Origin of the sequence: Chitinophaga eiseniae (assembly GCF_900167135.1) — a bacterium.
Taxonomy (GTDB): domain Bacteria; phylum Bacteroidota; class Bacteroidia; order Chitinophagales; family Chitinophagaceae; genus Chitinophaga; species Chitinophaga eiseniae.
The window spans coordinates 1,606,854-1,629,956 of record NZ_FUWZ01000001.1; the positions used below are offsets into that span (position 1 = coordinate 1,606,854).

At 50.6% G+C, this 23,103-nt stretch carries 19 protein-coding genes and 1 tRNA gene; 14 read left to right on the forward strand and 6 right to left on the reverse strand.

The window, feature by feature from the left end; all coding sequences use genetic code 11:
• The first annotated feature begins 110 nt into the window (after positions 1-110).
• Complete coding sequence (locus B5D63_RS06765) at positions 111-1,049, forward strand: NAD-dependent epimerase/dehydratase family protein (protein WP_078667960.1); 939 nt, start codon at positions 111-113, stop codon at positions 1,047-1,049.
• Between the two features lie 102 nt (positions 1,050-1,151).
• Positions 1,152-1,236 (forward strand) — tRNA-Ser (locus B5D63_RS06770).
• A 107-nt stretch (positions 1,237-1,343) separates the two neighbouring features.
• On the opposite strand, the gene B5D63_RS06775 is transcribed toward B5D63_RS06770, so the two are convergent.
• The 3 genes from B5D63_RS06775 to B5D63_RS06785 all read right to left on the reverse strand — a co-directional run bounded on the left by B5D63_RS06775 (position 1,344) and on the right by B5D63_RS06785 (position 3,418).
• Entirely contained in the window at positions 1,344-1,730 is a 387-nt protein-coding gene (locus B5D63_RS06775; RefSeq protein ID WP_159455915.1) for a nuclear transport factor 2 family protein, read from the reverse strand.
• Between the two features lie 121 nt (positions 1,731-1,851).
• Positions 1,852-2,451, reverse strand: coding sequence for a Crp/Fnr family transcriptional regulator (locus B5D63_RS06780; protein ID WP_078667962.1), 600 nt, complete (start codon positions 2,449-2,451; stop codon positions 1,852-1,854).
• Positions 2,452-2,467: 16 nt separating this feature from the next.
• Entirely contained in the window at positions 2,468-3,418 is a 951-nt protein-coding gene (locus tag B5D63_RS06785) for a helix-turn-helix domain-containing protein (protein WP_078667963.1), read from the reverse strand.
• 79 nt (positions 3,419-3,497) lie between these two features.
• On the opposite strand from B5D63_RS06785, the gene B5D63_RS06790 reads away from it, so the two are divergent.
• From B5D63_RS06790 to B5D63_RS06805, 4 genes are all read left to right on the forward strand, one after another.
• On the forward strand, positions 3,498-4,412 hold the full coding sequence (locus tag B5D63_RS06790) for an NADP-dependent oxidoreductase (RefSeq protein ID WP_200816924.1): 915 nt from the start codon (positions 3,498-3,500) through the stop codon (positions 4,410-4,412).
• Positions 4,413-4,423: 11 nt separating this feature from the next.
• Positions 4,424-5,629: an MFS transporter gene (locus tag B5D63_RS06795; RefSeq protein ID WP_078668566.1), complete on the forward strand. Its 1,206-nt coding sequence runs from the start codon at positions 4,424-4,426 to the stop codon at positions 5,627-5,629.
• Between the two features lie 319 nt (positions 5,630-5,948).
• Positions 5,949-7,448 carry a hypothetical protein gene (locus B5D63_RS06800; protein ID WP_078667964.1) on the forward strand — a complete coding sequence of 500 codons (1,500 nt, stop codon included), beginning with the start codon at positions 5,949-5,951 and terminating at the stop codon, positions 7,446-7,448.
• Positions 7,449-7,572: 124 nt separating this feature from the next.
• Complete coding sequence (locus tag B5D63_RS06805) at positions 7,573-8,766, forward strand: alpha/beta hydrolase-fold protein (protein ID WP_078667965.1); 1,194 nt, start codon at positions 7,573-7,575, stop codon at positions 8,764-8,766.
• A gap of 52 nt (positions 8,767-8,818) precedes the next feature.
• On the opposite strand, the gene B5D63_RS06810 is transcribed toward B5D63_RS06805, so the two are convergent.
• A complete protein-coding gene (locus tag B5D63_RS06810) occupies positions 8,819-11,206 on the reverse strand; it encodes a TonB-dependent receptor (protein WP_159455916.1) in 2,388 nt (795 codons plus the stop codon).
• 204 nt (positions 11,207-11,410) lie between these two features.
• On the opposite strand from B5D63_RS06810, the gene B5D63_RS06815 reads away from it, so the two are divergent.
• The 7 genes from B5D63_RS06815 to B5D63_RS06845 all read left to right on the forward strand — a co-directional run bounded on the left by B5D63_RS06815 (position 11,411) and on the right by B5D63_RS06845 (position 18,527).
• Positions 11,411-12,454, forward strand: coding sequence for a sensor histidine kinase (locus B5D63_RS06815; protein WP_078667967.1), 1,044 nt, complete (start codon positions 11,411-11,413; stop codon positions 12,452-12,454).
• Complete coding sequence (locus B5D63_RS06820; RefSeq protein WP_078667968.1) at positions 12,447-13,163, forward strand: LytR/AlgR family response regulator transcription factor; 717 nt, start codon at positions 12,447-12,449, stop codon at positions 13,161-13,163. Before B5D63_RS06815 ends, B5D63_RS06820 begins: the two co-directional genes overlap by 8 nt.
• 53 nt (positions 13,164-13,216) lie before the next feature.
• Complete coding sequence (locus B5D63_RS06825; RefSeq protein ID WP_078667969.1) at positions 13,217-14,104, forward strand: aminoglycoside 6-adenylyltransferase; 888 nt, start codon at positions 13,217-13,219, stop codon at positions 14,102-14,104.
• Between the two features lie 18 nt (positions 14,105-14,122).
• Positions 14,123-15,145: an LLM class flavin-dependent oxidoreductase gene (locus B5D63_RS06830; protein ID WP_078667970.1), complete on the forward strand. Its 1,023-nt coding sequence runs from the start codon at positions 14,123-14,125 to the stop codon at positions 15,143-15,145.
• 176 nt (positions 15,146-15,321) lie between these two features.
• The gene (locus B5D63_RS06835) at positions 15,322-15,981 is read left to right on the forward strand and encodes a hypothetical protein (RefSeq protein WP_143312789.1); all 660 of its coding nucleotides are present in this window, start codon (positions 15,322-15,324) and stop codon (positions 15,979-15,981) included.
• Positions 15,978-17,330, forward strand: coding sequence for a hypothetical protein (locus tag B5D63_RS06840; protein WP_143312790.1), 1,353 nt, complete (start codon positions 15,978-15,980; stop codon positions 17,328-17,330). The genes B5D63_RS06835 and B5D63_RS06840 overlap by 4 nt, the downstream gene beginning before the upstream one ends.
• A gap of 93 nt (positions 17,331-17,423) precedes the next feature.
• A complete protein-coding gene (locus tag B5D63_RS06845) occupies positions 17,424-18,527 on the forward strand; it encodes a transglutaminase domain-containing protein (protein WP_078667973.1) in 1,104 nt (367 codons plus the stop codon).
• A gap of 11 nt (positions 18,528-18,538) precedes the next feature.
• On the opposite strand, the gene B5D63_RS06850 is transcribed toward B5D63_RS06845, so the two are convergent.
• Entirely contained in the window at positions 18,539-19,693 is a 1,155-nt protein-coding gene (locus B5D63_RS06850) for an MFS transporter (protein ID WP_078667974.1), read from the reverse strand.
• A 131-nt stretch (positions 19,694-19,824) separates the two neighbouring features.
• On the opposite strand from B5D63_RS06850, the gene B5D63_RS06855 reads away from it, so the two are divergent.
• Entirely contained in the window at positions 19,825-20,184 is a 360-nt protein-coding gene (locus B5D63_RS06855) for a winged helix-turn-helix transcriptional regulator (RefSeq protein WP_078667975.1), read from the forward strand.
• Here the strand turns inward: B5D63_RS06855 and B5D63_RS06860 are convergent, their stop codons facing one another.
• Positions 20,185-23,073 carry a polysaccharide lyase family 8 super-sandwich domain-containing protein gene (locus B5D63_RS06860; protein ID WP_078667976.1) on the reverse strand — a complete coding sequence of 963 codons (2,889 nt, stop codon included), beginning with the start codon at positions 23,071-23,073 and terminating at the stop codon, positions 20,185-20,187.
• Positions 23,074-23,103: the final 30 nt, after the last annotated feature.

Below are 23,103 nucleotides of genomic sequence, written 5' to 3' on the forward strand. Positions count from 1 at the left end.
AGCTCAACAGCAAAAACAGTAAGCCAGATAGAAAGAGGGGCCCCGTTCAGTTGTCAACTGAGCGGGGTTTTTTCTTTCAGGCTGTTTTGCGGAGCCCCAAAACAGGAAAGATGAAACAGACGATTTTAGGCGCCGGCGGCGCCGTAGGCGTGGAAGTAGCCAGAGCGCTCACCGCCTGCACCCACGATATCCGGCTGGTAGGCCGTAACCCCCAAAAGGTGAATACTGCCGACGAACTATTTAAAGCAGATCTTACGAACAGAGAAGAAGTATTCCGCGCAGTGGCCGGCAGCAGTATCGTATATCTGACCATCGGCTTTGAATACAGCACGCGGATATGGAGGCGGTCATGGCCCGCACTCATCCGCAATGTCATAGACGCCTGCCTCACGCATAACGCCAGGCTGGTGTTTTTCGACAATGCCTATGCCATCGGCGGGAACGGCGTAAACCATATTACCGAAACAACGCCTTTCCGCCCGTCCAGCCAGAAAGGCGTTATCAGGACAGAAGTGGACGATATCCTTCTGCAAAGTATCGAACAGCAGGGACTGCAGGCGCTCATCGCCCGCTCACCGGACATCTTTGGGGACATCAAGGTGAACAGCGTATTGATGCACCTGGTGTACGATAACCTGGTAAGAGGGGAGAAGGCCGTCTGGCTCTGCAACGCCGATGCGGTTCACAGTATCGGCTATACGCCGGAACTGGCTAAAGGCACCGTGATGCTCGGCAACACACCTGACGCCTATGGCCAACTGTGGAACCTGCCGGTAGATACGCGGCCTATCACGGGCAGAGAATGGATACAGCTGTTTGCAAAGGCGCTGGGGAAGAATAACGCCCTGGAAGTGCTGCCCGCAGCGCTGGTGAAAGAGCTGGGCACAGATAACCAAATCATGCACGAGCTCTTCGAAATGTTGTACCAATACGACCGTGATTACTATTTTGACAGTACGAAGTTTAATCAGCGCTTTCAGTATACGCCCATCACCCATGCACAAGCCGTGCAGGAGACGGTGGCGCGGCTGGCCCGGAAAGCGGATTAATACCAGCGCCAGCCGGCGGCAGCAGGCCCACATGCTGCTTTCCGGCTGGTTTGCATTTTTTTTTGTTTATTTAAACGGAGTTATATACCTTTGCGCTCCACTGGAGAGTTGGCAGAGCGGTCGATTGCGGCAGTCTTGAAAACTGTTGACTGTAACAGGTCCCGGGGTTCGAATCCCTGACTCTCCGCTGAGAAGACGAGCAATCGTTTAACATCTTAAAAAAGAGCGCCTTTAAATGGCGCTCTTTTTTTATTGCCATCAATGATTATAGTTTGGTGTTGATGTTATCTGCTGTCATCTCACCACATACGTCGCCTGCATCCCCAGGAGCACCCATCCCTTTTCCGCGAATATATACGTTTCCGTTACCCGCTCATCCATACTTTGCGTTTTATCGCCTTTAGTGATGGTAATGTGGACAATGGCGGTGAGTACTGCGGTGCTTCCTGCGATCACTACTTTTTTGTCAGTGGAGGTTAATTCAGTAAACCTGATGCCGGGATTCATGGCAAAGCCCTCCACAAATAGTTGTTTGTCCATGAGTACGGCGTCTGCGCTGGTGAAGGAGAACTGCCCGTACAGTTGTGTAGTCAGGCCGTCGCGGTTTTTCTCTAACAGCGCTTTGTAAACATCGTTATGGATGCGGATGATTTCCTGGCTGGAAGTGTTGGAGGTTGTCATGATGGTTTGCCCTTGGTTTGTGAAACATAATGAGAGAATAAACAATGTGATGGCGATCTGTTTCATACATTATTTTCTTTCAAAATTAAAAGGCGGGCGGGTATCCATTGTATAACCCGGGTTATAATCCGCTTTTCGACATCAATCTTTTTCTTATCCGGCTCAAAGAGGGCTGTCTGACGCCTATGTACGACGCCAGGTGGTATAAGGGAATGCGTTCAATAAGCTGAGAGCGGTTCATGACAAGACTGATATACCGCTGTTCTGCTGTTTCCAGTAACAGGGCTTCCGCCCGCTGCTGTGAGGAAATGTACAGCCTTTCTGTTACCAGGCGGCCGAACCTTTCCCAATAGGTGGAGTGGCTAAACAGGTACTGTAACGTATCATAAGATACTAAAAACACTTCGGTATCTTCCAGCGCTTCCACCCATATTTTGCTTTTTGATTGCGAGAGAAAATTATGATAGGCTTTCGCCCATTGTCCTTCGAGAAAAAAATCGACGCATTTTTCTTCACCGTCGATGATATAGTAAGCCCGAAAAGCCCCTTTTAGTACAAAGGCTATCTCTTGACTGACTTTACCTGCTTCAATAAAACAGGTTCCTCTTTTAAAGAAAGCCGGGCGTAGTTTCTCCTCAAAGGCGGACCAATCCCCCGGGGAAACCGGATGTACCGCGTTGACAGCGTCGAAAACTTGTTGCTTTTCAGGTGTTATGTTCATAAAGAACGGATTTTTGTTAGTGGCTGATGGAGAATTTTTTCGGTTTCATCCCGATATGTGCTTCAAATACCCTTGAAAAATGACTGAGATTAGAAAACCCTAATTGATATCCCACCTCAGAAACGGAAAGTGTTCCTTCTTTTAACAGCCGTGCCGCTTCCTGCATCCTGTATTTTTGATAATGTTCGAAAATACTGTCGCCGAAAATCTGGCGGAACAATGTTCTTAATTTAGTTGGGCTCATATTGGCGGCTATCGCCAAATCATTTATCACCGGCGGTTCATCGAGTTGGGAGAGGATGCGTGCTTTGATATCGTAAATGGTTTGTACATCGTTCCCTTTCAGCGGGTACAGCTGTTTTTCCTGCCTTTCTTCCAGCTTCATCAGCAGCATGCAGATCAGTTCTTCTGCTTTAATTTTTCTAAAGACCCATTTGAAGCTGTCTTCCACACTTTCGGAGATGATGTCATGCAGGATTTTTTGGATAGCGGGTGATATCATCTGCTCAAACAGCAGTGGTTGCGCATTTTCAGCTAAGCTTTGTAAGACAGGCGATTTTTGGGAAAGCGTAAACAGCTCCTCCAGGTATTGCGGGGCGATTTCAATATTCACGGAAGACGTATTCTCCTGGATGGAGATGACCGCATCGGTGTTAAACCGGCTGGTGGCTATCAGCACCGAGGGACTTTGTTTTGAACGCGGACCGGCATCGATATGCTGGAATTTAAAAAGGATCGTTTTCCCCGGGGTGTTGATCTCCGGGTTCCCGATGACTGTTTCTTCGTTCAACCGGTAGTGGAGGATCAGCATCCGGATGTTTTCATTGAACACACAGCCCGCACAGTACCCGGTGCCGTAGGCTGCCGGAACATCGATCCTGCCTTTCTTCACTTTTACGCCCCATAGCTTCGCCAGTTGGGCGAAAACAGGCGGTGTAACGTAACGGGGTGATTTTGATTTTGTCATTTACGACTATTTTATAGTTAAAAGTAACTATTTTATTCCTGATGGATATGTCAACTTTGCATTGTTAAACGTAGCGAATATGACTATAAAGGCAATGCAATATAAGGTGTATGGCGCCCCAGAGGCTGTTCTTGAAGTAGCCCGTATTTTAAAACCTGCGCCTTCGCCCGGACAGATACGGATAAAAGTCCGTGCAGCAGGGGTGAACCCTTCGGATTGGAAACGAATGGAAGGACAATACCAGGCTTTTGACGAGGTGGTTTTCCCTTCCGGCGTTGGTGTGGAAGCGTCCGGGACCGTGGATGCGATTGGCGAAGGCGTAACGGGCGTGCGTATAGGTGATGCCGTTTTTGGTTATGGGAACAGCACGATGGCCGAATATGCTGTTTTATCCAATTGGGTGAAGAAACCGGAGGGGGTGCCTTTCGAAGTGGCGGCGGCCATCCCGGTAGTGTCAGAAACAGCCTGGCGCTGCCTGGACGACCTGGATGCGGCTCCCGGTAGTACCATTCTGGTGAGTGGCGCCGCAGGCGGGATCGGGTCTGCTGTGGTGCAGCTGGCACGCAGACGGGGTCTACAGGTGATTGGTACTGCCAGCGTGCGCAATCACGATTATTTACGTGAATTGGGAGCCATCCCCACCACTTACGGCGACGGGCTGAAAGACAGGGTAACAGCGCTCGCCCCGGATGCTATTGCCGGTGCGCTGGATATTGCCGGTTCGGGCATTATCCCTGAGTTGATCGACATCGTGGGATCTCCTTCCATGGTGGTATCCGTGACGGATTTTTCCGCCCTGGACTATGGCGCGCGCTTTTCAGCCGGTCCGCCGAGAAATGTCCATCAGGTGCTTTCCGAAGTGGCAGGTCTGTATGAGAAAGGTTTGTACCAGCTGTATATACAAGCCGTTTTCCCGCTGGAAGAGACTGTCCGCGCACTGACGATCAGCTCGCAGAAACAGGTGAGAGGAAAACTGGTGATTGTTGTTAACTAAATAATGTGATGATGAAACCGAAGAAAATTCCTCTATTTATTTTGTTGGCCATTGTGCTGTTAAATTCCATTGGCTTCTCCATTGTGCTGCCGCTGCTGCCGTTTTTGGTCGGTAAATATTTGCCGCAGCAACAGGTAGTGGCAGGCATGAGTGCTTTACTGTCTATCTATGCCGCCTGCACCTTTTTCGCCGCACCGGTCCTCGGAGCACTGAGTGACCGTTTCGGCCGGAAAATCATTTTGATGGTTAGTCTGCTCGGTTCTGCCGTAGGATTTGTATTGTTCGGCATTGGCGGGGCTTTATGGGTCCTTGTCCTGGGCCGGCTTATTGACGGGCTTACCGCCGGAAGCATCAGTGCTATCTTCTCTTACATTTCAGATACTACGGAAGCAAAAGAACGCACCAAATGGTTTGGCTACGTAGGGTCTGTGATGGGTATTGGTAAAATCGGCGGGCCGGCGTTAGGCGGCCTGCTGGGCAGTATCTCGGTGGCGTTGCCTTTTTATGTGACTGCCTTTCTGATATTCTTTTCTGCAGTGTTGGTGTATTTCCTGTTACCGGAATCCCTTGCGTCTCATAAAAGAACGAAACGTATAGCGCTGAATAGTTTCAATGTATTTTCCCATTTCAGCAGTGTTTTTCGCCTCCCGGGTGTTGCCCTGCTGTTAGGCGTAGGCGTATTGTTTTATATCGGAATAGGTGTTTTCCAGTTCAACTTTACACTTTTCCTCAAGGACGTATACGAGTGGTCTCCTGCATTGATCGGTAGTTTACTTACCCTGGTGGGTATTTGCGAAATCCTGGTACGTGCAGCATTGTTGCCTCGTTTGCTGGGGCGTTTTACCGCGCGGCAGATTGGCATATGGGGACTCTTGCTGATGGCGACGGGACTGGTGTTGATACTCTCCGGTGTTTATGTGCATGCCAGCCTGTTGATTTCTCTTGCGGTTGTCTGTATCATTTCCGGCGAAGGTTTGTTTGAACCGACATACACCGGGAGGCTTTCGGAATCTGTCGACGAGACGCAACAGGGGACATTGCAGGGTGTGAACCAAAGCCTGCAGTCTCTCACCAATATCCTGGTGCCAGTCGGTGGCGGCGTCATTTATTTTTACAGCGCAGGTTGGCTATACGCTACCGCTACCATGGTTGTTCTATTGGCTGTTGTGATCTATGCCAGGTCTATGCCGGCTATAAAGGAAGTACACTCCTTATAGGCTGCCATGAAAAAATATTTGCCATCTGCTATTTTTTTAATAGCTTAGGTACAGATTGTTAATTGGCTATCCGCCCTACTCGTAAGATTCAACAGATCGTTTGTTCTGCAGCATTCGTTTTATTTCAGACCTCAATAACCATTACTGCTCAAAGTTTTCAAAGACAAAGTTTAGTCAACATCCTTCTGAATGGAAGCCTGTAGCGCTTACTGTACCGGTATGCCTCATATCGCCGGATACAGCGTGGCCTGTATTTTCATGTCTCCATGAAGACCGGCCTTTTATTGTACCCATATCATCTTACCAAACAGAACATCTTATGAAAAAAGCACTCGTTATTGTTTTTGCAGCCATAGCGGCAGTCGCTGTCCTTATTGTTTCGTTTAGGAACGCACCCTCCGGAGCTGCTCCTGTGCCTGAAAAAAAAGCACAGTATCCGTTCCAGATAACATTTAATCCGGATGTTCCCAAGAACCTGGCGGAAGACGCCGATTCCGTGGCCCTGGTCTCGTTTGCCTGGAATGAGTTCTTTGCCCTAAACTGGAAATCGACTTATAACACGGTGACAAAAGAGCGGGGATATCCCGATAAAAAATGGAGTTTGAGTGAGAATGTTCCTTATCCGCAGGAGCCTGTGGTATGGGAAACCTATGCGCATCGCGTAGAATTGAGGCCCAGCAATGATACCATGCTGGCCTTTGACAAAATTCCCAAATATGTGTACCTGACCCCGCCGGTTGTAGGCGCAGGGGTAGATGTTACCTTGTTCAATAACCTTGATGAAAACAATGAAATCGGTTCCTGCAACCTCTATGCGAAGATCACTCAATACGGCAAACAGTTACAGGTGCTTTATCAGGCGAAGGTCAACAGGGACGAATATATGTACCTGTATAACCATTATCCGGACTCCAATAAATTAAAGAAAGCGGTCGGCATAACGGCGGCTAATATCAATCAGTTTTCGGCTTATTATTCCCCTGTTCTTTATCCTTCCTATAATGGGACTACCTGTAATTGCCCGCCGCAGGCGAACGTTGTCTGCCTGCCGTGTGGAGGCGCCAAGATCCCCGGTACCATGCGTGCCACCTACGTCGGGGCCCTGGAAGTAAAGACAGCATGGAGGGAAATATTCCCCGAAGAAGCCGCCCGGTATTTTGTCAGAAAAGTGATTACTTACGAGAAATCCGGTAATAACGCTGTCGCCCGCAACAAATACTATGGACTTATCGGTATTCATATCATCCGTAAAATGCTCCACTTTCCATCTTTCGTGTTCGCTACCTTTGAACATGTAGATGTAGAAAAAAGTAACATGGGGTTTGTCAGACTGGACACCCTGCCCACACCGGACCAGCTGCCGCAGCGATATAAACGCGCCCATCCTATCACAGCCGTGGCGGATTCTTCCACTGCCTATGTACACAGAGAACTGAAGAAAATTAATCCCAACTCCATCTGGAAATACTATCGTCTGGTAGGCGTACAGGGCAATCCCACCAATGATACCAAATCATTCAATTATTACCTGGCCAATTATGTTATTGAATCTGATCCGCCACTGGCCAACTTCAGAGGTAGCAGCATCAACAACCCGTATGACAGCGGCGTTAATTCACTGTACAAAGGGAAGTTTTACACGATGGGCGGCTGCCAGGGCTGTCATGGCGTTACCCAGCTGCGGGGAAGCGACTGTTCCTTTGTGATGGGCCTTGTAGACGAACCACATACTACCCCCGATATTTCACGAACAACGGATAAACTGGAATTATACAAACAGGCATTTTTGAGTATCTCGGGCATGGGGAATAGGAAGTAAGTGCCTTCGCTTATAAGGACAAAAAGGTACCATTTAAGGCCAAAGGGTACCTTTTTGCGTTTGGATTCACAATAAACGTCTATTTTGGGTGCGGTATATATTCATCCAAAATCCCGGCAGGCCTATGCGGCATATAGTTGTTGTCATTATATTTTTGTTGGTCCATCTGACGGTGGATGCACAGACGAACGAAAGCATCATTGCTATTGGTAAAAAGTATACGATCTACTCCGATATTTTAAAGGAGAAGCGCACTTACAACGTCTATCTGCCACCTTCGTACCAATGGAGCCCTCATAAAAAATACTTTGTGGCCTATGTGCTGGATGGGGAGAAAGCCAAATTTCAGGAAGTCACCGGTATTGCACGGTCGATGAATTCTGCCTATGATTTAAAAATGCAAATCCCTGAACTGATCATCGTCTCTATAGAAAATACAGACAGGACCAGGGATTTTACGCCCACACATGCCTTAAATTACCTGGATACGGAAAACATTGGCGCTTTTGCCAATAGTGGCAAGGCAGATGCATTCAGGCGTTTCCTGGAGAAAGAGCTAATGCCTGTCATCGACAGCTCCTACAGAACTCTGTCTAAAAATCTGATCATCGGGCATTCTTTGGGAGGTTTGTTTGCCATCCACTGCTTGTTGGAAGCGCCCAGGTTATTTGCTTACTACATCCTGATAGACCCGTCCTGGTTTTGGGACCACAATTACATCGGGAAAAGGACCAGGGAGGTTTTAAAAACCAAAACAGACCTGAATGCCCGCGTGTATATCGCCCTGGCTAATAATATGTGGGAAGACAGCAGGCACTATCAATGGGGACAGGAATTTTATACCATGTTAAAAAACGCTGCATCGCCGGGATTAGCGGCCAAACTACGGTATTTTGAAGACGAAAAGCACCTGACAGTGCCGTTGCCGGCTACTTACTACGGGCTTCGTTACATTTTCGACGGTTATGAATTAGACATCAACGAGGTGTTAAAAAAACCTTCACTGATCAATGAACACGACAGCCTGATGTCGAAAAGATTGGGGCTGGACATCAAATCAGACGAAAACTACGTGAACACGCTGGGGTATGTAGCACTAAATGATAGAAACATACCCGATACCGCTGTTACTGTATTTGAAATCAATGCCAAAAACTATCCCGCTTCTGTCAATGTGTGGGATAGCCTGGCGGACGCCTATCTGAAAAAAGGACAGACAACAAAAGCGAAGATGTGTTATGAAAAGATCCTTGCGCTGCAGCCGGATAATGCGAAGGCCAGGAGTATGCTGGAAAAATTGAAGGGTGTTTCCAGGTGAGTAGCGGACGTATCATTAAAAGGTTGCCCGCTGCCGGGCAACCTTTCCTCTCTTAATGTCGCCGCATCGGCGGCATCTTCTTCTCCTCTTCATTGTTATGTACTTTCATAGACCCAAACTTCCAGTTGAGCGTGATATGGAAACTACGGTTGTAGTAGTTGTTTACTTCCGTGCTGCGGAAAGTGGGTGCTGTGGCATAACTGCGTTGCAGCATGCTTCTCTGGAAAGGGTTGGAAACGCCTACCAGCACACTTGCTTTTTTGTTAAGAAATTCCTTTTGGGCGGTGAAGCTGTACGACCAGGAAGCTGAGTTCCTGCCCTGTAGCGTCACGTAGCCGTTGCTGTAGTCCCCGGAAGCCTGTAGTGTGACGTCCCTGGGCAGCGTGTAGGAAAGGTTTAGATTGAAAGCATAGAAGCCGGCGTCGTTTTTCACCTGCAGGGCGTCGCTTTTAAACCATACCTGGTACAGTTCCACACCACCGTTGACCGTGAGGTTACCAATCTCCATGGCGGCGTTTATGTTGGCGCCTAACCGTTTGTTGGCCGCAATGTTGCTCGGTAATGTTCTGGAGATACCCAGACTATCGACGGTCGTCAGCATTTCGATGGCGTTACTGTTGGAGCTGAAGTAGACACTGTTGTTGAGCGTAAAGCCAGATGCGGCGTTATAGTTATAGCCTGCCTCGATCGTCCTGGTGGTCTCCGGCCGCAGCAGCGGGTTGCCCGATGTCAGGTTACGCGGATCGGCTGCGTTGACGAACGGGTTGAGGTCCCATATCCACGGCCGGCGGATACGTTCTGTGTAGGAAAGTTTCACGTCATGCTGCTCATTCAGTGTCTTAGTCAGCAGTATGCTGGGTACCAGGTTGCCGAAGGTGGACCGGAACGGAGCGGAAGTACGCTGGAACTCAGCGCCCAGCTGCGTTGCTTCGTAGCGAAGACCGGCACGGAACATCCATTGGTTACGGGTCTCAAATTTTAAGCTGAGATAAGCGGCGTAGATGTTCTGGAAATATTTCATCTCGTCAGAACGTGAGGGGATCTCCACGAGGTCATCGCTGCCGGGCGCATGTTCATTGTTCCGCGCACTGTAAGCGCTGGTGGCGCTGGTCCTGCTAAATTTAAGGCCTGTTTCAACGAGGTTTTTGCCGGACAGGTCCAGTGGATGGGTATAGTCCGTTTGCAGGTTAAAATCCCACGATTTGCTGTTGTTGGGCCCTGTTTCCCGGAAAGCCGGTACGCCTGCCAGCGTGTGCTGCTGCGTGACATATCTGGACCGGTCGGCGCTGTTGCTGACCATCCCCAGTACCTGCAACTCCTGGCTTTTGCGGCGGAACAGTTTCTGGTAGCTGGTGGACAGCTCATAGTAGCCGGAGTGGTTGGTCTGATCGCTTTTCTGGTTGTAGGCAGTGCTGCCTTTGCCGTCCTGGTAGAGGTTGTACAGCGTATTCTTCGAAGGCCAGGCGCCATTCCAGAGGGTGAAGGTGGTACTGATTTTTTGCAGGGAATCGATCCGGTATGTGACCCCGAGGTCTCCATACAACCCGCGTTCATGCTGGGTGACGTCATTCTCCTGCAGCAGTTCGCCTGCCGGCAAGCCCTTGAGCAGAGACGTCCTGTTGAGGGTTGATGTTTTTCGTTCCCGCTGGTTACTGGCGTTGATATTCAGGCTCAGGTCGAAATTGCCCCTGATGGTGTTCAGTGACGCGCTGGCTGATTGCTCCAGGTTACCGGCGCTGAGGCTGATATCGGCACTGCTGCCTTTTATTTTCTTTTTGGTGACGATGTTGATAACGCCGGCGGCGCCTTCTGCCTCGTATTTGGCGGAAGGGGAGGTGATGACTTCCACAGCGGCGATAGTGCCCGCCGGGATGATCTTCAGCGCTTCCTTGAGGTTTTTCGCCAGGATGCCTGAGGGCAGACCGTTCAGGAGCACTTTTATATTTCCGTCGCCCCGCATTTTTACTTCCCCGTCGGCGCTGACGGTCAGCATAGGGACTTTCCTCAGCACGTCAGCTGCCGAGCCCGCTTTGTTGCTGATGTCGACGGTGGCATTGTATACCAGCTTGTCGCCTTTCGTTTCAATCAATCTCTTTTTAGCATTGACAGTGATGGTTTGCAGGGTAGCGGTAGATTTGCGGAGCAGCACCTGGTACGGCTGTTGCATACCGGGAAACGCCGTGGGAGCAGACAGGTAGTTGTTATAGCCGACAAACGAAACACCTATGGTAAAGACGCCTTTTTCACGCAGCGGGATGCTAAACCTGCCCAGTGAATCGGTAGTGGCGGAGCTGATGACTTTCCCTTCCCGCAGCAGCACGACGGTGGCGAAGCTGATCGGGGACCTGTCAGCGGAATCACGTACGGCGCCGCTGATGGTAAGGCCTCCTGTAGTCCCTGAAACGGGTTGTTGTGCCTGGGAGCAGACGGTGGTCAGCATCGCAAAAAAAAGTAACAATAGAAATTTGGGTACAGTAACCGAATACATGGTTTAAAGTTGAAATATCTGCAAAGGAAGCAGCTGTACGATCAATACAAAAAAATGAATGAGCAAATGGGGGGATAGGATGATCAACACGGTTCATCATCCGGTTTTGCTATTTGTATTAAAATGACTGAGATTTGTTTGACTTAACATTGATGGATGGAGAATAAGGCAAAATGGCTGCGAAGCCGGTTCCTGCAGGAGCTGGTGGTATTTATAGCGATGTTTATCCTGACGATGTTGCATGAGTGGATCAAACTGGACACTTTCATGGCATTTCTTCAGGGGCTGATATTTTTCATATTGCTGTACGGGCAGGCGCAGCTGCACCTGCACCTGATATTCCCGTTGCTGATGGCTAAAAAGTACGCCGCCTACTTCTCCTTTTTTGTAGTATCAACACTGGTCGGCGCCCTGGGGCTGCTTGCGCTGGATTACTACTGGATTGCGCCGGAACTATATCAGGAGCCTGATACATCCTTCCCGATGGCCATTGCGTACGACTTCGTGCTTTGTATTATCAGTACCGTCACTATCCTTTCCCTGTTCCTGGTAAGGCAATATTCAATTGAACTGCAAAAGCGGAGCGAAGTACAGCTTAAACTCAGTGAGATGAACATGAAATACCTGCACGCGCAGCTGAACCCGCATTTCTTTTTTAACATGTTCAATAACCTCTACGGTGTAAGTCTTACGGAGCCTGCCCGGACACCGGACCTCATTCTCCGGTTAGCTGAACTGATGCGCTATCAGCTGGAGAACGGAAGCCGGCCTACTGTCACCATCAGGGAAGAACTGAAGTTTATCGATAACTACATCGCCATGGAGCGGGAGCGTATCGGCAAGCGATGCCGTATCCGCTGCGATCTTCCGGAAGAAAGCTCACTGGCGGCAGACTACCGGATAGCGCCCCTGATCCTGATCACGCTGGTGGAGAATGCCTTCAAGCACAGCGTGACCATCACCCGGCCGTGGTTCGTCGACATCCGCATTCGTTGTGAAGAAGGTGTTCTGACGGCGGAAGTGCGTAATTCCCTGCCGGATGAAGCATTGAAAAATACCTCCACCGGCATAGGACTTATCAATATCAGGGAGCGGCTGGAAATGCTTTATCAACATCAGTATACTTTGATCAGTGCAACAGAGGACCAGGAATATCGGATCACTTTAACACTCAGGTTAAATGCAATTAAAAATGGATGACACACTGAAATGCATCATAGTCGATGATGAAGAGGGGGCGCACCTCGTGCTGAAACAATACATCGGGCAGCTGCAACACCTGGAGCTTACCGGCGCTTTTTATACGGCGGTGGAAGCGATGGGGTATATCTATAACAACCGGGTAGACCTGATTTTTTTAGACATCAATATGCCGGGACTAAGCGGCCTGGAGTTACTGCAAACCCTGTCGGACCCGCCGTTGGTGATACTAACGACTGCTTACCGCGAGTATGCGCTCGAAGGATATAAATACCGCGTAGTGGACTACCTGGTGAAACCGTTCCATTTTCAACGGTTCATGGCCGCTATCGATACCGTATACTCCAGGCTCCGGCCAAGAGCGGCCATGACCGCCGAGGTAAGTGCCGCAGCTGCAACACCGGCTTTTGTGATGTTGAAAGTAGAGGGGGAAATGGTAAAGGTAATGTACGACCAGCTTATTTATATCCGCAGCTGGGGCAATTATGTAAAGGTTTTTACCACAGAAACCGTTTACCTGAGTCCTGTTACAACCACAGAAATAGAACAGAAGCTGGATAAAGTCCGGTTCCGGCGCATCCATAAATCCTACATCGTTGCCATGAACCGTATCAGTAAGATCAGTGGCGGCCACGTAGTGCTCGATGATGGTACCGAACTGCCGGTTGGCAATACCTATCGCAGAGAGCTGCTGGACAACTTTCAGTGAGGGGTGTTTTGGTTAAAGCAGATATCTTTAAATTACACCAAACAGATGATCATATGACCAGCAGAAACGAAACGGAAATGATGGACTTGATTCTCCGCGTGGCAGAAAAGGATCCGCGGATACTGGCGGTATTGCAGGACGGCTCACGGTCCAATCCCAATGTAACACCGGATATCTTCCAGGACTTCGACATCATCTATGTGGTGGAGGAACTGGTCCCTTTTCTGAAGGACCATCACTGGGTGGATGTTTTCGGAGAACAGATGATACTGCAGATGCCGGAGGACATGGAGCTGTACCCGCCGTCGCCGGAACTGGAAGGCGCCTTTTCCTACCTGTTGCAGTTTAAGGATGGTAACCGTATAGACCTGATGATGGTGCCCCTGGGAAAACTGGATAACTTTACGGAAGACAGTTTGTGCAAAGTGATATGGGATAAGGCAGGACTGTTCAAAGACCGTCCGCTGCCGCCGGCCAGCGACGCCAGTTATGTTGTGGAAAAACCATCGGAACGTTCTTTCATCGACTGCTGCAACGAGTTCTGGTACACCAATGCCGGTCTGGCGAAAGGCTTGTGGCGGCAGGAAGAGATACTGATCAGGGAGCTGAGCAACCAGGTGATCCGTGGCGCCCTGCTGCAGATGATGAACTGGTATATTGGTTGCCGTTATGACTTCACCGTCAACCCCGGCAAATTCGGGAAGTTCTACCAACGTTACCTGGAGCCGGCTGTCTATGAAAAATTACTGGCCACGTATCCGGCTGCCGGCATGCAACAGGCATGGGAGGCGGTGTTTACCACCACCACGCTCTTCCGGGAAGTGGCGGGCGTGGTGGCCAAAACCCTGGGTTATCAATACCCCGACCACTGGGACAGGGACGTCACAGCGTTTATGTTGCACGTACAGCAGCTGCCGAAAGACGCTGCACAGATTTATTAAACCGGATAAACACATCACATGGAAATAGGGATCGACAGCTTTGCTGCCACGAAATCGCAAACCGGCGGCCACAACGCCGCTGCTGATATGAAAGAGATGGACAACCTCCTGGAGCGGATGGTGCTGGCAGACGAGGCAGGCCTTGCGGTATTTGGACTGGGAGAACATCACCGCCGTGAATTCCTGGATTCAGCTTCTACGCTGATACTGGCAGCGGCTGCGGCGCGGACAAAGCAGATCAGGCTTACCAGCGCCGTTACTGTATTGAGCGCCGCCGACCCCGTACGGGTATTCCAGAGCTTCGCCACACTGGACATCATTTCCAAAGGAAGGGCGGAGATGGTGGTGGGCCGCGGCTCCTTCATAGAAGCCTTTCCGCTTTTCGGATATAACCTCGATGACTATGATGCCTTGTTTACAGAGAAGCTGGACCTGCTCCTGAAGATCAGGGATGAAGAGCGTGTGGAATGGAGCGGTCAGTTCAGGGCGCCGCTGGAAAATGCGCCTATTTATCCGCGACCGGTGCAGGAGCCGCTGCCCGTGTGGGTGGGTGTTGGCGGCACGCCGCAGTCTTTCGTACGGGCAGGCACGTTGGGACTACCGCTGATGGTGGCGGTAATCGGTGGCGAAACGCACCGGTTCAGGCCATTGGTAGACCTCTACCGCGAAGCCGGCCGGAAAGCCGGGCATCCCGAGGAAAAATTACAGGTGGGACTGCACTCCCTGGGATATATCGCCGAAACATCGCAACAGGCAAGAGATGAGTTTTTCCCCGGTTACGCCGAAGTGTTTACCCGTATCGGCAGGGAACGGGGCTGGGGACCGGTTACCCGCCCTCAGTTTGATGCGCAGAATGGTCCCACCGGCGCATTACTGGTGGGCAGCCCGCAGGAAGTGGCGGAAAAAATCCGTCGCCACAGCGAAGCGCTGGGCGGCATCTCCCGTTTTACCTTCCAGATGGATAACGCCAATCTTCCACATGATAAACTGATGAACTCCATCGCGCTGATCGGTAAAGAGATTGTGCCATTGTTACAATAGCGGATGCTTTTTCTGCCACACCCAGGCCGGACCAGCGTATTCGAATATTAAACCAAACCCGGCGAATATTGGTTGAGATGGTCCGCTGCCGGTAAAATCTCTACTTTTGAAGTATGTATACCTTGAAGCATATACGTTTTTCTGTTTTTACAACCTTGTTGTTAACTGCCGGAATCATGACGCCCGACGCTCACGGACAGCAATTGCAGATAGACCGCCTGTTGACGGCGCCTGTGTGGCCACAGCTGGAAACTGCCGGTATACGGACAGATACCGTCGCTTTTGATGAAAATCAGAATTACACCGTAGGCCTCTATGGAGAAAAGGTCCCGGAGCAAATCACCACCGTTGTCAGCCCCCGGTACAATATCGACTGGAACAAAGAGACGATCCGGCCGGTCGTCTATTTCAAAACTGTTCCGTTGCGGAACCCCGGTTTACTCACCGATAAAGCCGGCCGGCTGGTCATTTTTGTCGCTGAAGTGGGCAACCACGGCCCGAAAGGGAAACTGATGGCTGGTGTGTTTTCCGACGAGGATGTGGTAACGCTCAGAAAAGAGCTGAGCGCCGTATGGGGAACGGAGAAAAAAGTGCGGGAGAAAAGTTACAACGGCAGCGTGTACGTCTGGAAAAAGAATGGTGTCGTTGCCCGGCTGACCATCGAAAACGAAGCGCTCGACGGAACCGCCTCTGAAACAAGAAATGGCGTCAAACAAAGTGGAAGGAGAGGCCGGCTGACGATCTACAACCAGGTAGTACCTGCTTTTCACAGCCAATCAGAAGACTATTTTAACGATCCTGACATCAGGAAGAAGACAACGACCCACCAACCATGAGATCATTCGCCTTATTACTATTGTTTTTCCCAATGCTTTCCTTTGCGCAAAAAAGTTATTGGCAGGTAGAGCAAACCAAACCTGTTATCGTTACCTCGTTGTTTTTCGACGCGCTGATGCAGGAGTTTTCGTCACTGGACTACCTGACCTACGACCCAACAACAGGTAGCATCCTGTATTACGATGCCTATAAAAGGGGGTTGCAGCCTGCGTCTTTTGACAGCAGTAAACTGTCTGAGAAAAAGGAATGGGAGGTAACGCCCAAAATTGCGGATGGTAAGTTGAAAGTGCTGATTTATGGCAATAACAATAACATCGGCTTCATCGTTTGTAAGCCGGCGGCCGACAATGAACCGGCTTTCCTGGAAAAGGTAAAGGCTTCCAAAATGCTGGTGCATCACCAGCTGATGGAGGCTGTTAAAGAACACCCGGTGGTCAATCTGCCGAAAAATAACCCGGAAAACACTGATGTGGAGGTGAACCTCGGCGCGTACAGCCTGCGGTTGCCCCGTGACAAATATTTTATTGTCCGCACCGCCGATAGCTACCAGTTCCTGCCGAAAACGGGGGATAGGCCGGAAAGTGATTTTAATCTTTTCGATGCCGGATTTAACGATAATGATTCATTGTCTAACAGAGGTTTCTGGCCGGTGGCGAAGGAAGAAAACCTGTGGTTGAGCATCCATCCTTATTACGACTGGAAAACGAAAGAGAAAGGGGCCGGCGGCTACCTGTTGACCAACAGCGTGCCGGTATCCGGCGGGTATGTTAGCATGGCTACCGCGCAGAAGGAAAGCGCGGAGGAGTTGCTTCCCCTGGTACCGGTATTCCGTTCCCTGAAAGCAGAGAAAAAGGGGATCAGCCGCGATGCCTATAATTTTCCGGGCTGTAATACCGAAGGGGTGAAGCAGGCCGCGGGAGCGCTGGCCATCACCTTACCGCCTGCTTACCGCATCCGTGAATTCCATACGGGCGGCAGTAATTTTTACTCATTTGGCGTAATGGATAGCCTGATCTTTTCGAGCGATGACCCGAACAGCCAGTATTATCCCGTGGAAGAAACGGATAAAAACGGGAACAGATCGCTGGAGCTGGCCAGTGGCGGGATATACGCGCTGAAAAAAGCCCGGTTTTCTACCGATATCGGAAAAATTGCTGCCGATTTTGAAAAAGAGGGTATCAATATCCTGGAGCAGGACGATAATGGCATCTTTTACCGTTACCATGGGTCCTACTATCTGCTTCGGTATATTCGTAAGGGCGGTACCCATTATGTTTATTCCATGCAATTCAGAACGTTACAGCGCTGTTTGTCAGAGTTTTGCCGTTCCAGGAAAATATTTTTATAGGTGTCGTTGTAAATAAGCGACACTTTTTGCAACTTTTTTTAAACCCGATCGTCTTTGTACTACAACATATGTTTGTTATAAATCGATCTAAACATGAAGTCCTTACCTGTATTACTCCTGCTGGCAGGGTTAAGTGCCCCTGCTTTAGCGCAACAATTGCCCGTTATCCGTGCCAACGCTACAACCGTCAGTATTAAAGACGGGCGCAATTTCTCCAAAAATGTCTGGACCATCGAGCCGGCTACCAAACCGGATATTTACATCACCTCAGCAAAGAAGGTGGTTTTCTATACTGACGTGGATTCTATCTCCATCCAGGTAAAGCAGGACAAACCGCAGGACTTTTATATTCTCCTGAACGGAAAAGATTCCGCATTGACCAGGGTACAATATCAGTTGCCCCGCCTGGAGATGCTAAAAAAGGCAAAGAAGTACAATTATGCCGATAAAAGAGAGGTCCCGGCATTCACTTATCAGTCGGCCGACGATGAGGTGCTGAAAAATATCCGCCGGGAATTCAAACTGGATTCCATCGCGGGCAACGGCAATGAGATCTCCCAAATGATCAATCTGATGCACTGGGTACATGATATCATCCGGCATGATGGTAACAGTAATAACCCCAAACTGAAAAATGCTGTGGATATTATAGCTGTCTGCAACAAGGAAAACCGGGGCGTTAACTGTCGCATGATGGCCACCGTATTAAATGAATGTTATCTTGCGATGGGCTTCAAATCCAGGTTTTTAACCTGTATGCCCAAAGAGTTGAAGTTCGATGACTGTCATGTGATCAACATGGTGTATTCAACAGATAAACAAAAGTGGCTCTGGATGGACCCTACCTTCAACGCCTATGTGATGAATGAAAAAGGAGAACTGCTGGGTCCGGGTGAAGTAAGGGAAAAGCTGATCAGCGGACAACCGCTGATCCTGAATCCCGATGCCAACTGGAACCGGAAAAATTCGAGCACTAAAGAACAATACCTGGAAACCTATATGGCCAAGAACCTCTACCGCCTGGAAACACCGGTTGCCAGTGTATACAATGCGGAAACCGGTAAATGGCCAGCTTATGTACAGTTGGTGCCGCTGGATGCGCTGAACCAGGAGAGTACTAAGGCAGATAGTATGATGAAAAACGGCTACCGCTACCAGGTGACCAACAACCCGGACCTGTTCTGGGTGAAACCATAACTATCCCGGCGCTAAAGCCCCGGACGACGATATTTTAGCCGTTTGAACAGCAAGACAAGGAGTGCGATGATCAGACATCCCACGCTGGCCCAAACCACGTTGGCGATGCCGTAGCCAGCAATCCAGTGCCCGCCGAGTAAAGCGCCGGCCGTGACGGCGAAGTTGCCACACGAGGTAAAAATACTATTGATCAGCTCCGACCCCTCTGGCACGGAGCTGGTCACCTGTATATTGCTGATAAGAAAACCGCCGGCATGAATCAGTCCCCATACGGCAATCAGCAGCACCATCGGCAGGAGCGTGCCACCCAGCCAATATAACAGCACATGCACTGCTGATAATAATAACAGGAACAACAGCGTGGTCACATAGGGCTGTCTGCTCATATATCTCCCTGCGAGATAATTCCCCCCGATACCTACCACACCGAATAATAACAACATCATGCTGATCGTACTACCGTTCATGTGAGATACCTGCCTTAAAAAATCTGCCATGTAACCATAGGTGGCATACATCGCTGTGATGATGAAAAAGGCCAGCATTAAATTGATCCACAACAGGCCGTTACGGAAAATACTTTGCTGTGATGCGGCTGCCTCCCTTTGGTCTGCCGGTACTGGCGGCAGCCATCGCTTCACGCCCGCGAAAGCTACTACGTTAATGAGAGCGGTAAGCAGAAACGCGCCCTGCCAATTGAACATCGCGGAAACAAAAGTGGCCAGAGGCACGCCCAGCACTGTTGCTACCGTAAGACCGGAGAAAATAATACTGACTGCTTTGGAAGTGTTCTGCCGACTACTGTTATTGATCGCAAAAGACAGCGCAATGGACCAGTACACCGGATGAAAAAAGGCCGGCAGCATTCTGATCAGCAGCAACTGGTAAAAGTTCATGGCAAAAGCAGAGAGCACATTCGCCACCGCAAAAAGCAACAGTGAAAAAAGCAGCAGGCTTTTGCGGTCGGTCTTCGAAAAGAGCATCATCATAAAAGGGCCGAAGAAAGCTACGATCAGCGCAAAAGCGCTGAGAAGCCAGCCAGCCTTGTCAATGGTGACATGAAAGGCGGCCGCAATATCCGGTAATACCCCGATCACCCCAAATTCAGTAGTGGTAATACCAAACACGCCCAATGCCAGCAACCAGAGATTTTTTTCTGAACGCATAGAAAAATTTTTCCGGCAAAGTTGCAGTTTGACTGTTGTAAACGGCTGTACTGACGATTTCGTGAGATACTTTCTCTTTGGTAAGTATCCCCTTTCAGGAGAGGTTTCGTATTTTAGCGGGAAATAACCGGATGCCTGAATTTTTTCACGATAAGAGACTGTATTACACGCCGATCGAATTTGCGTTGAGCCATATTGGTGGGACGTGGAAGATGCCGATACTGTGGCGTTTGCAGGAGAAACCGCAGCGGTTTAGCGAACTGAAAAAAGACATCCCGCATATTACGGATAAAATGCTGACCAGCCAGTTGCGGGAACTGGAAAGCAAAGACCTTATCAGCCGCGAAGTGTTTCCGGTGGTGCCGCCGAAAGTGGAGTACCGCCTGACGGAGAAAGGAAGAAGAGCCATCCCCATTATCGAAACGATCATGAAGTACGGCTATGATCTGATAAAAGAGGCGGGCATTGAATACCCGCCTAAAGAAATCTAGTTACAGTTTCACGACTTTTTTTACCACTTGTTTACCCCCGCCGCTTAATACCAGCCAATACATTCCGGAACGTATATTCGACAACGATAGTTCAAATTGTTGCCGTCCGTTTAGCTTTTCTGTACGCAGTATTTTTCCGGCTGCATCTCTTAACTCCGCCTGTTGCCATGGCGTGGCTGTCTGTACCCTGATGTGATCAGCAGCGGGGTTGGGCGATAGCGTAATCCCGTCGCTGGTGGTTTTATCTGCCGCCATCATGGCGGCGAAGGTGTTGTTGTTACTGCTGCAGACGAGTACGGGCCGTTGCGTGGAATCACTGCCCTCCCGGGAGATGAAGATCGCATCGGTGGTGGCGCCTGCCAGTCCGGATACTAGCTTCAGCGTCAGGATTCCGTCTGCTGCCTTTTCCGCAAGCGCGATGTCTGTCACGTCCCATTCGGCGTAGTTGCCCGCGCCTCTTCCTGTGATGGTGTCTACCGCTTTAACGACAGCGGGTTTGTTGCTGTCGGTGATACCGGTTTCTGTCCAGCTGTCGTTGCTGACGTACCGGGCTATCCAGGGCACGGTGGCGATGCTGGTGTTGGCGTAGTTGACATACATGCGGAGCTTTACCAGGTTGGTGCCGGCCGGTATGGCGCTGACGTTGAACTTCAGGAACACTTCCCGGGTGTAGCTGCTGCTGCCGTCCTGCTTGAGTACGAGGTTGCCGGTACCGTAATTGGTGGTATTGTAGCTACCTCCCCGCACATATGCATCTGCGATGGCGGTGATGGTAGAAGCGGAATATACCGGTGTGTTATTGTTCACCTGGTAGGTGGCCGTTGAGCCGGCATAGGGTCCGGAAGGCAGGCTGGCGGCCAGGTGGCGCATCTGCGGAATTCCCGGCAGGGTCAGGTAAATGTTAACCGGTGCGGAAGACTGTGCCGGGTCGGCGACGGATACTTTCACATGGCTGGTGCCAATATCATGCAGCATCAGGGCACAGGCCCGGTCGACGGTGATCGTTACGGAGTCTTTATGGAAAGTGCCGGCCTGGTAAAACACCAGCTGCCGGATATTCAGACCGGCATGATATACGGCCTGTATGTCGGCCGTGTTTTGTTCGATTCGTACAGCGGTGGTGTCGTAGGTGTTCATGTCCTGTCCGGGCAATACGTAATAGGCATAGGTGCCGTTCACCGGGGCGTTGCCATGATTGAACCAGAGCTGGAACACGTTCATGTTCTGTACGGTGGTGCTGCCACCGTTGTTGATGCTTCTCCAGGTGCCGGACTGCGACTGCATGCTCAGCTGCAGCTGGCCGCCGGCAGGGAAATAGTAGCCGATGCCGTTATGCGTGATCCATTTCAGGTTGTTGTTATAACTATAGGCGCCGTTGCCGATGGTATTCACAACGCCGTCTATTCTGGCAGACACGGCGCCGCTGAGCAGGCACTGGTTCACCGTGGTGTTCACTGGCTGTGCGGCGGTGGAACTGATGCCTGCTCCCAGGCACACCACTTCTTTATCGAAAAAGAACCAGGCTTTGCGGGCTTGTGTGTTGTAATCGGAGAACTGCAGCGCGGACACGCCGTACAGTGAATCAGACACGCCGCCGGCAAAAGCGGTAGTGCCGAAGTTACCGCCCCAGGGCGCACGTACCGGGATGGTGGTGATGTAAGGCACCGTGGTGCCGGGAATGCGGCTCCAATCCCATACCGGTGGGATATTGAAATAGTCGTTGCCGCTGGCGGCAATATGGGTGGACCCGTCTGACAGGTAGTAGCCTTTCAGGTTTTCGCCGTTGCCGTTTTCCTGTTTGGCGGTACGGGTAGAAGTGAGGTGTAGCCCGAACAGGTAACCGCTGCGGTGATGCTGGGTGTAGTCCGAACGCCAGAAATGATGGTGGAGGGAGGGTAAATGATAACCGGGCGGCTGGCTGCCGCTGAGCCGTGCAATGTTGTCGTCGTATTCACTGACATAGGCGGTATCCAGTACTTTGAGTTTTTGCAGCAGGCTGGTAACGCCCGCCTGCAGATTGTTTTCCCGGCTGATGCTGCGGCCGTTGGTGCCGAAGTCGATGTATTTGGCGCGCATGGCTTTCAGAAAACTGTTACGCACGAAACTGCTGAAGAGCGCCAGCCTGTTGCCCGACAGGGCGTAGGGGGTGCCCCGGAGATAGTAGGCCACTTTCGTTTCCCCATCCACGAATACTGTACCGTAGCCATAGATATACAACTGCGGGCCGTGCTGCTGGTACGACAGGTCATGCTGTATCCCTTCAGCGGTGGTAAGCACCAGGGGATAAAAAGCTTCGCCCACGCTGTACTGCATCAACGAATCGTTGGCGGTAAGGCAGGAGCGGTACATAAAATGGATGGCTTCGTCCAGCTTGTTGGCCCCGGTCTGTTTGCTGGGGTTGCCCCGGCTCATCTGCGTAAGCAGCGCACTGCGCAGGCTGCCGAGCGACTGCGGCGCTGTCTCCAGCAGGATGAGGATTTCGCCGATGCGCTGGGGGTTGGAGATGTCGTTGTGGTACCAGTTCCAGCTTTTGGGATCGGCGGAGTTCCAGTAGGTAAGGCTGTTGACGATGGCGGTAAACAGCGTGCCGCTATGGTAGTGGGTGCTGGCGGGTTTCGTGTAGGCCTGCGCAAAAGCCTTCACCCGGTTGATATGCACATCCGCCGTGTAGGTGGTGGAGCTGTAGGCATAGCTGACGTCCGGCCACGAGCCGTTGGCCTGTAAGGTGGACAGTGTGGCGGTGACGTTGTTGTCCAGCGTGGTGGTGTTGGATGCCTGGGCCAACAGCTCCTCCCGGACACGGTCCATGATGGTGGTGTATGCCGTTTGGGCCGCTGCGTCAAGGGTACAGCACAGGAGCCCGAAAAAGAGTAGCATTTTCAGTTTCATAACAGTGGGATTTGTAACAAATCTACGGAT

Bases quoted from the DNA above. Each gene is read 5' to 3' on its own strand.
- B5D63_RS06815 (WP_078667967.1), top strand. From the start codon at position 11,411: ATGGAGAATAAGGCAAAATGGCTGCGAAGCCGGTTCCTGCAGGAGCTG.
- B5D63_RS06765 (WP_078667960.1), top strand. From the start codon at position 111: ATGAAACAGACGATTTTAGGCGCCGGCGGCGCCGTAGGCGTGGAAGTA.
- B5D63_RS06800 (WP_078667964.1), top strand. From the start codon at position 5,949: ATGAAAAAAGCACTCGTTATTGTTTTTGCAGCCATAGCGGCAGTCGCT.
- B5D63_RS06835 (WP_143312789.1), top strand. From the start codon at position 15,322: ATGACGCCCGACGCTCACGGACAGCAATTGCAGATAGACCGCCTGTTG.
- B5D63_RS06785 (WP_078667963.1), bottom strand. From the start codon at position 3,418: ATGACAAAATCAAAATCACCCCGTTACGTTACACCGCCTGTTTTCGCC.
- B5D63_RS06840 (WP_143312790.1), top strand. From the start codon at position 15,978: ATGAGATCATTCGCCTTATTACTATTGTTTTTCCCAATGCTTTCCTTT.
- B5D63_RS06810 (WP_159455916.1), bottom strand. From the start codon at position 11,206: ATGCTGACCACCGTCTGCTCCCAGGCACAACAACCCGTTTCAGGGACT.
- B5D63_RS06780 (WP_078667962.1), bottom strand. From the start codon at position 2,451: ATGAACATAACACCTGAAAAGCAACAAGTTTTCGACGCTGTCAACGCG.
- B5D63_RS06860 (WP_078667976.1), bottom strand. From the start codon at position 23,073: ATGAAACTGAAAATGCTACTCTTTTTCGGGCTCCTGTGCTGTACCCTT.
- B5D63_RS06850 (WP_078667974.1), bottom strand. From the start codon at position 19,693: ATGCGTTCAGAAAAAAATCTCTGGTTGCTGGCATTGGGCGTGTTTGGT.
- B5D63_RS06825 (WP_078667969.1), top strand. From the start codon at position 13,217: ATGACCAGCAGAAACGAAACGGAAATGATGGACTTGATTCTCCGCGTG.
- B5D63_RS06830 (WP_078667970.1), top strand. From the start codon at position 14,123: ATGGAAATAGGGATCGACAGCTTTGCTGCCACGAAATCGCAAACCGGC.
- B5D63_RS06790 (WP_200816924.1), top strand. From the start codon at position 3,498: ATGACTATAAAGGCAATGCAATATAAGGTGTATGGCGCCCCAGAGGCT.
- B5D63_RS06775 (WP_159455915.1), bottom strand. From the start codon at position 1,730: ATGACAACCTCCAACACTTCCAGCCAGGAAATCATCCGCATCCATAAC.
- B5D63_RS06820 (WP_078667968.1), top strand. From the start codon at position 12,447: ATGGATGACACACTGAAATGCATCATAGTCGATGATGAAGAGGGGGCG.
- B5D63_RS06805 (WP_078667965.1), top strand. From the start codon at position 7,573: ATGCGGCATATAGTTGTTGTCATTATATTTTTGTTGGTCCATCTGACG.
- B5D63_RS06855 (WP_078667975.1), top strand. From the start codon at position 19,825: ATGCCTGAATTTTTTCACGATAAGAGACTGTATTACACGCCGATCGAA.
- B5D63_RS06795 (WP_078668566.1), top strand. From the start codon at position 4,424: ATGAAACCGAAGAAAATTCCTCTATTTATTTTGTTGGCCATTGTGCTG.
- B5D63_RS06845 (WP_078667973.1), top strand. From the start codon at position 17,424: ATGAAGTCCTTACCTGTATTACTCCTGCTGGCAGGGTTAAGTGCCCCT.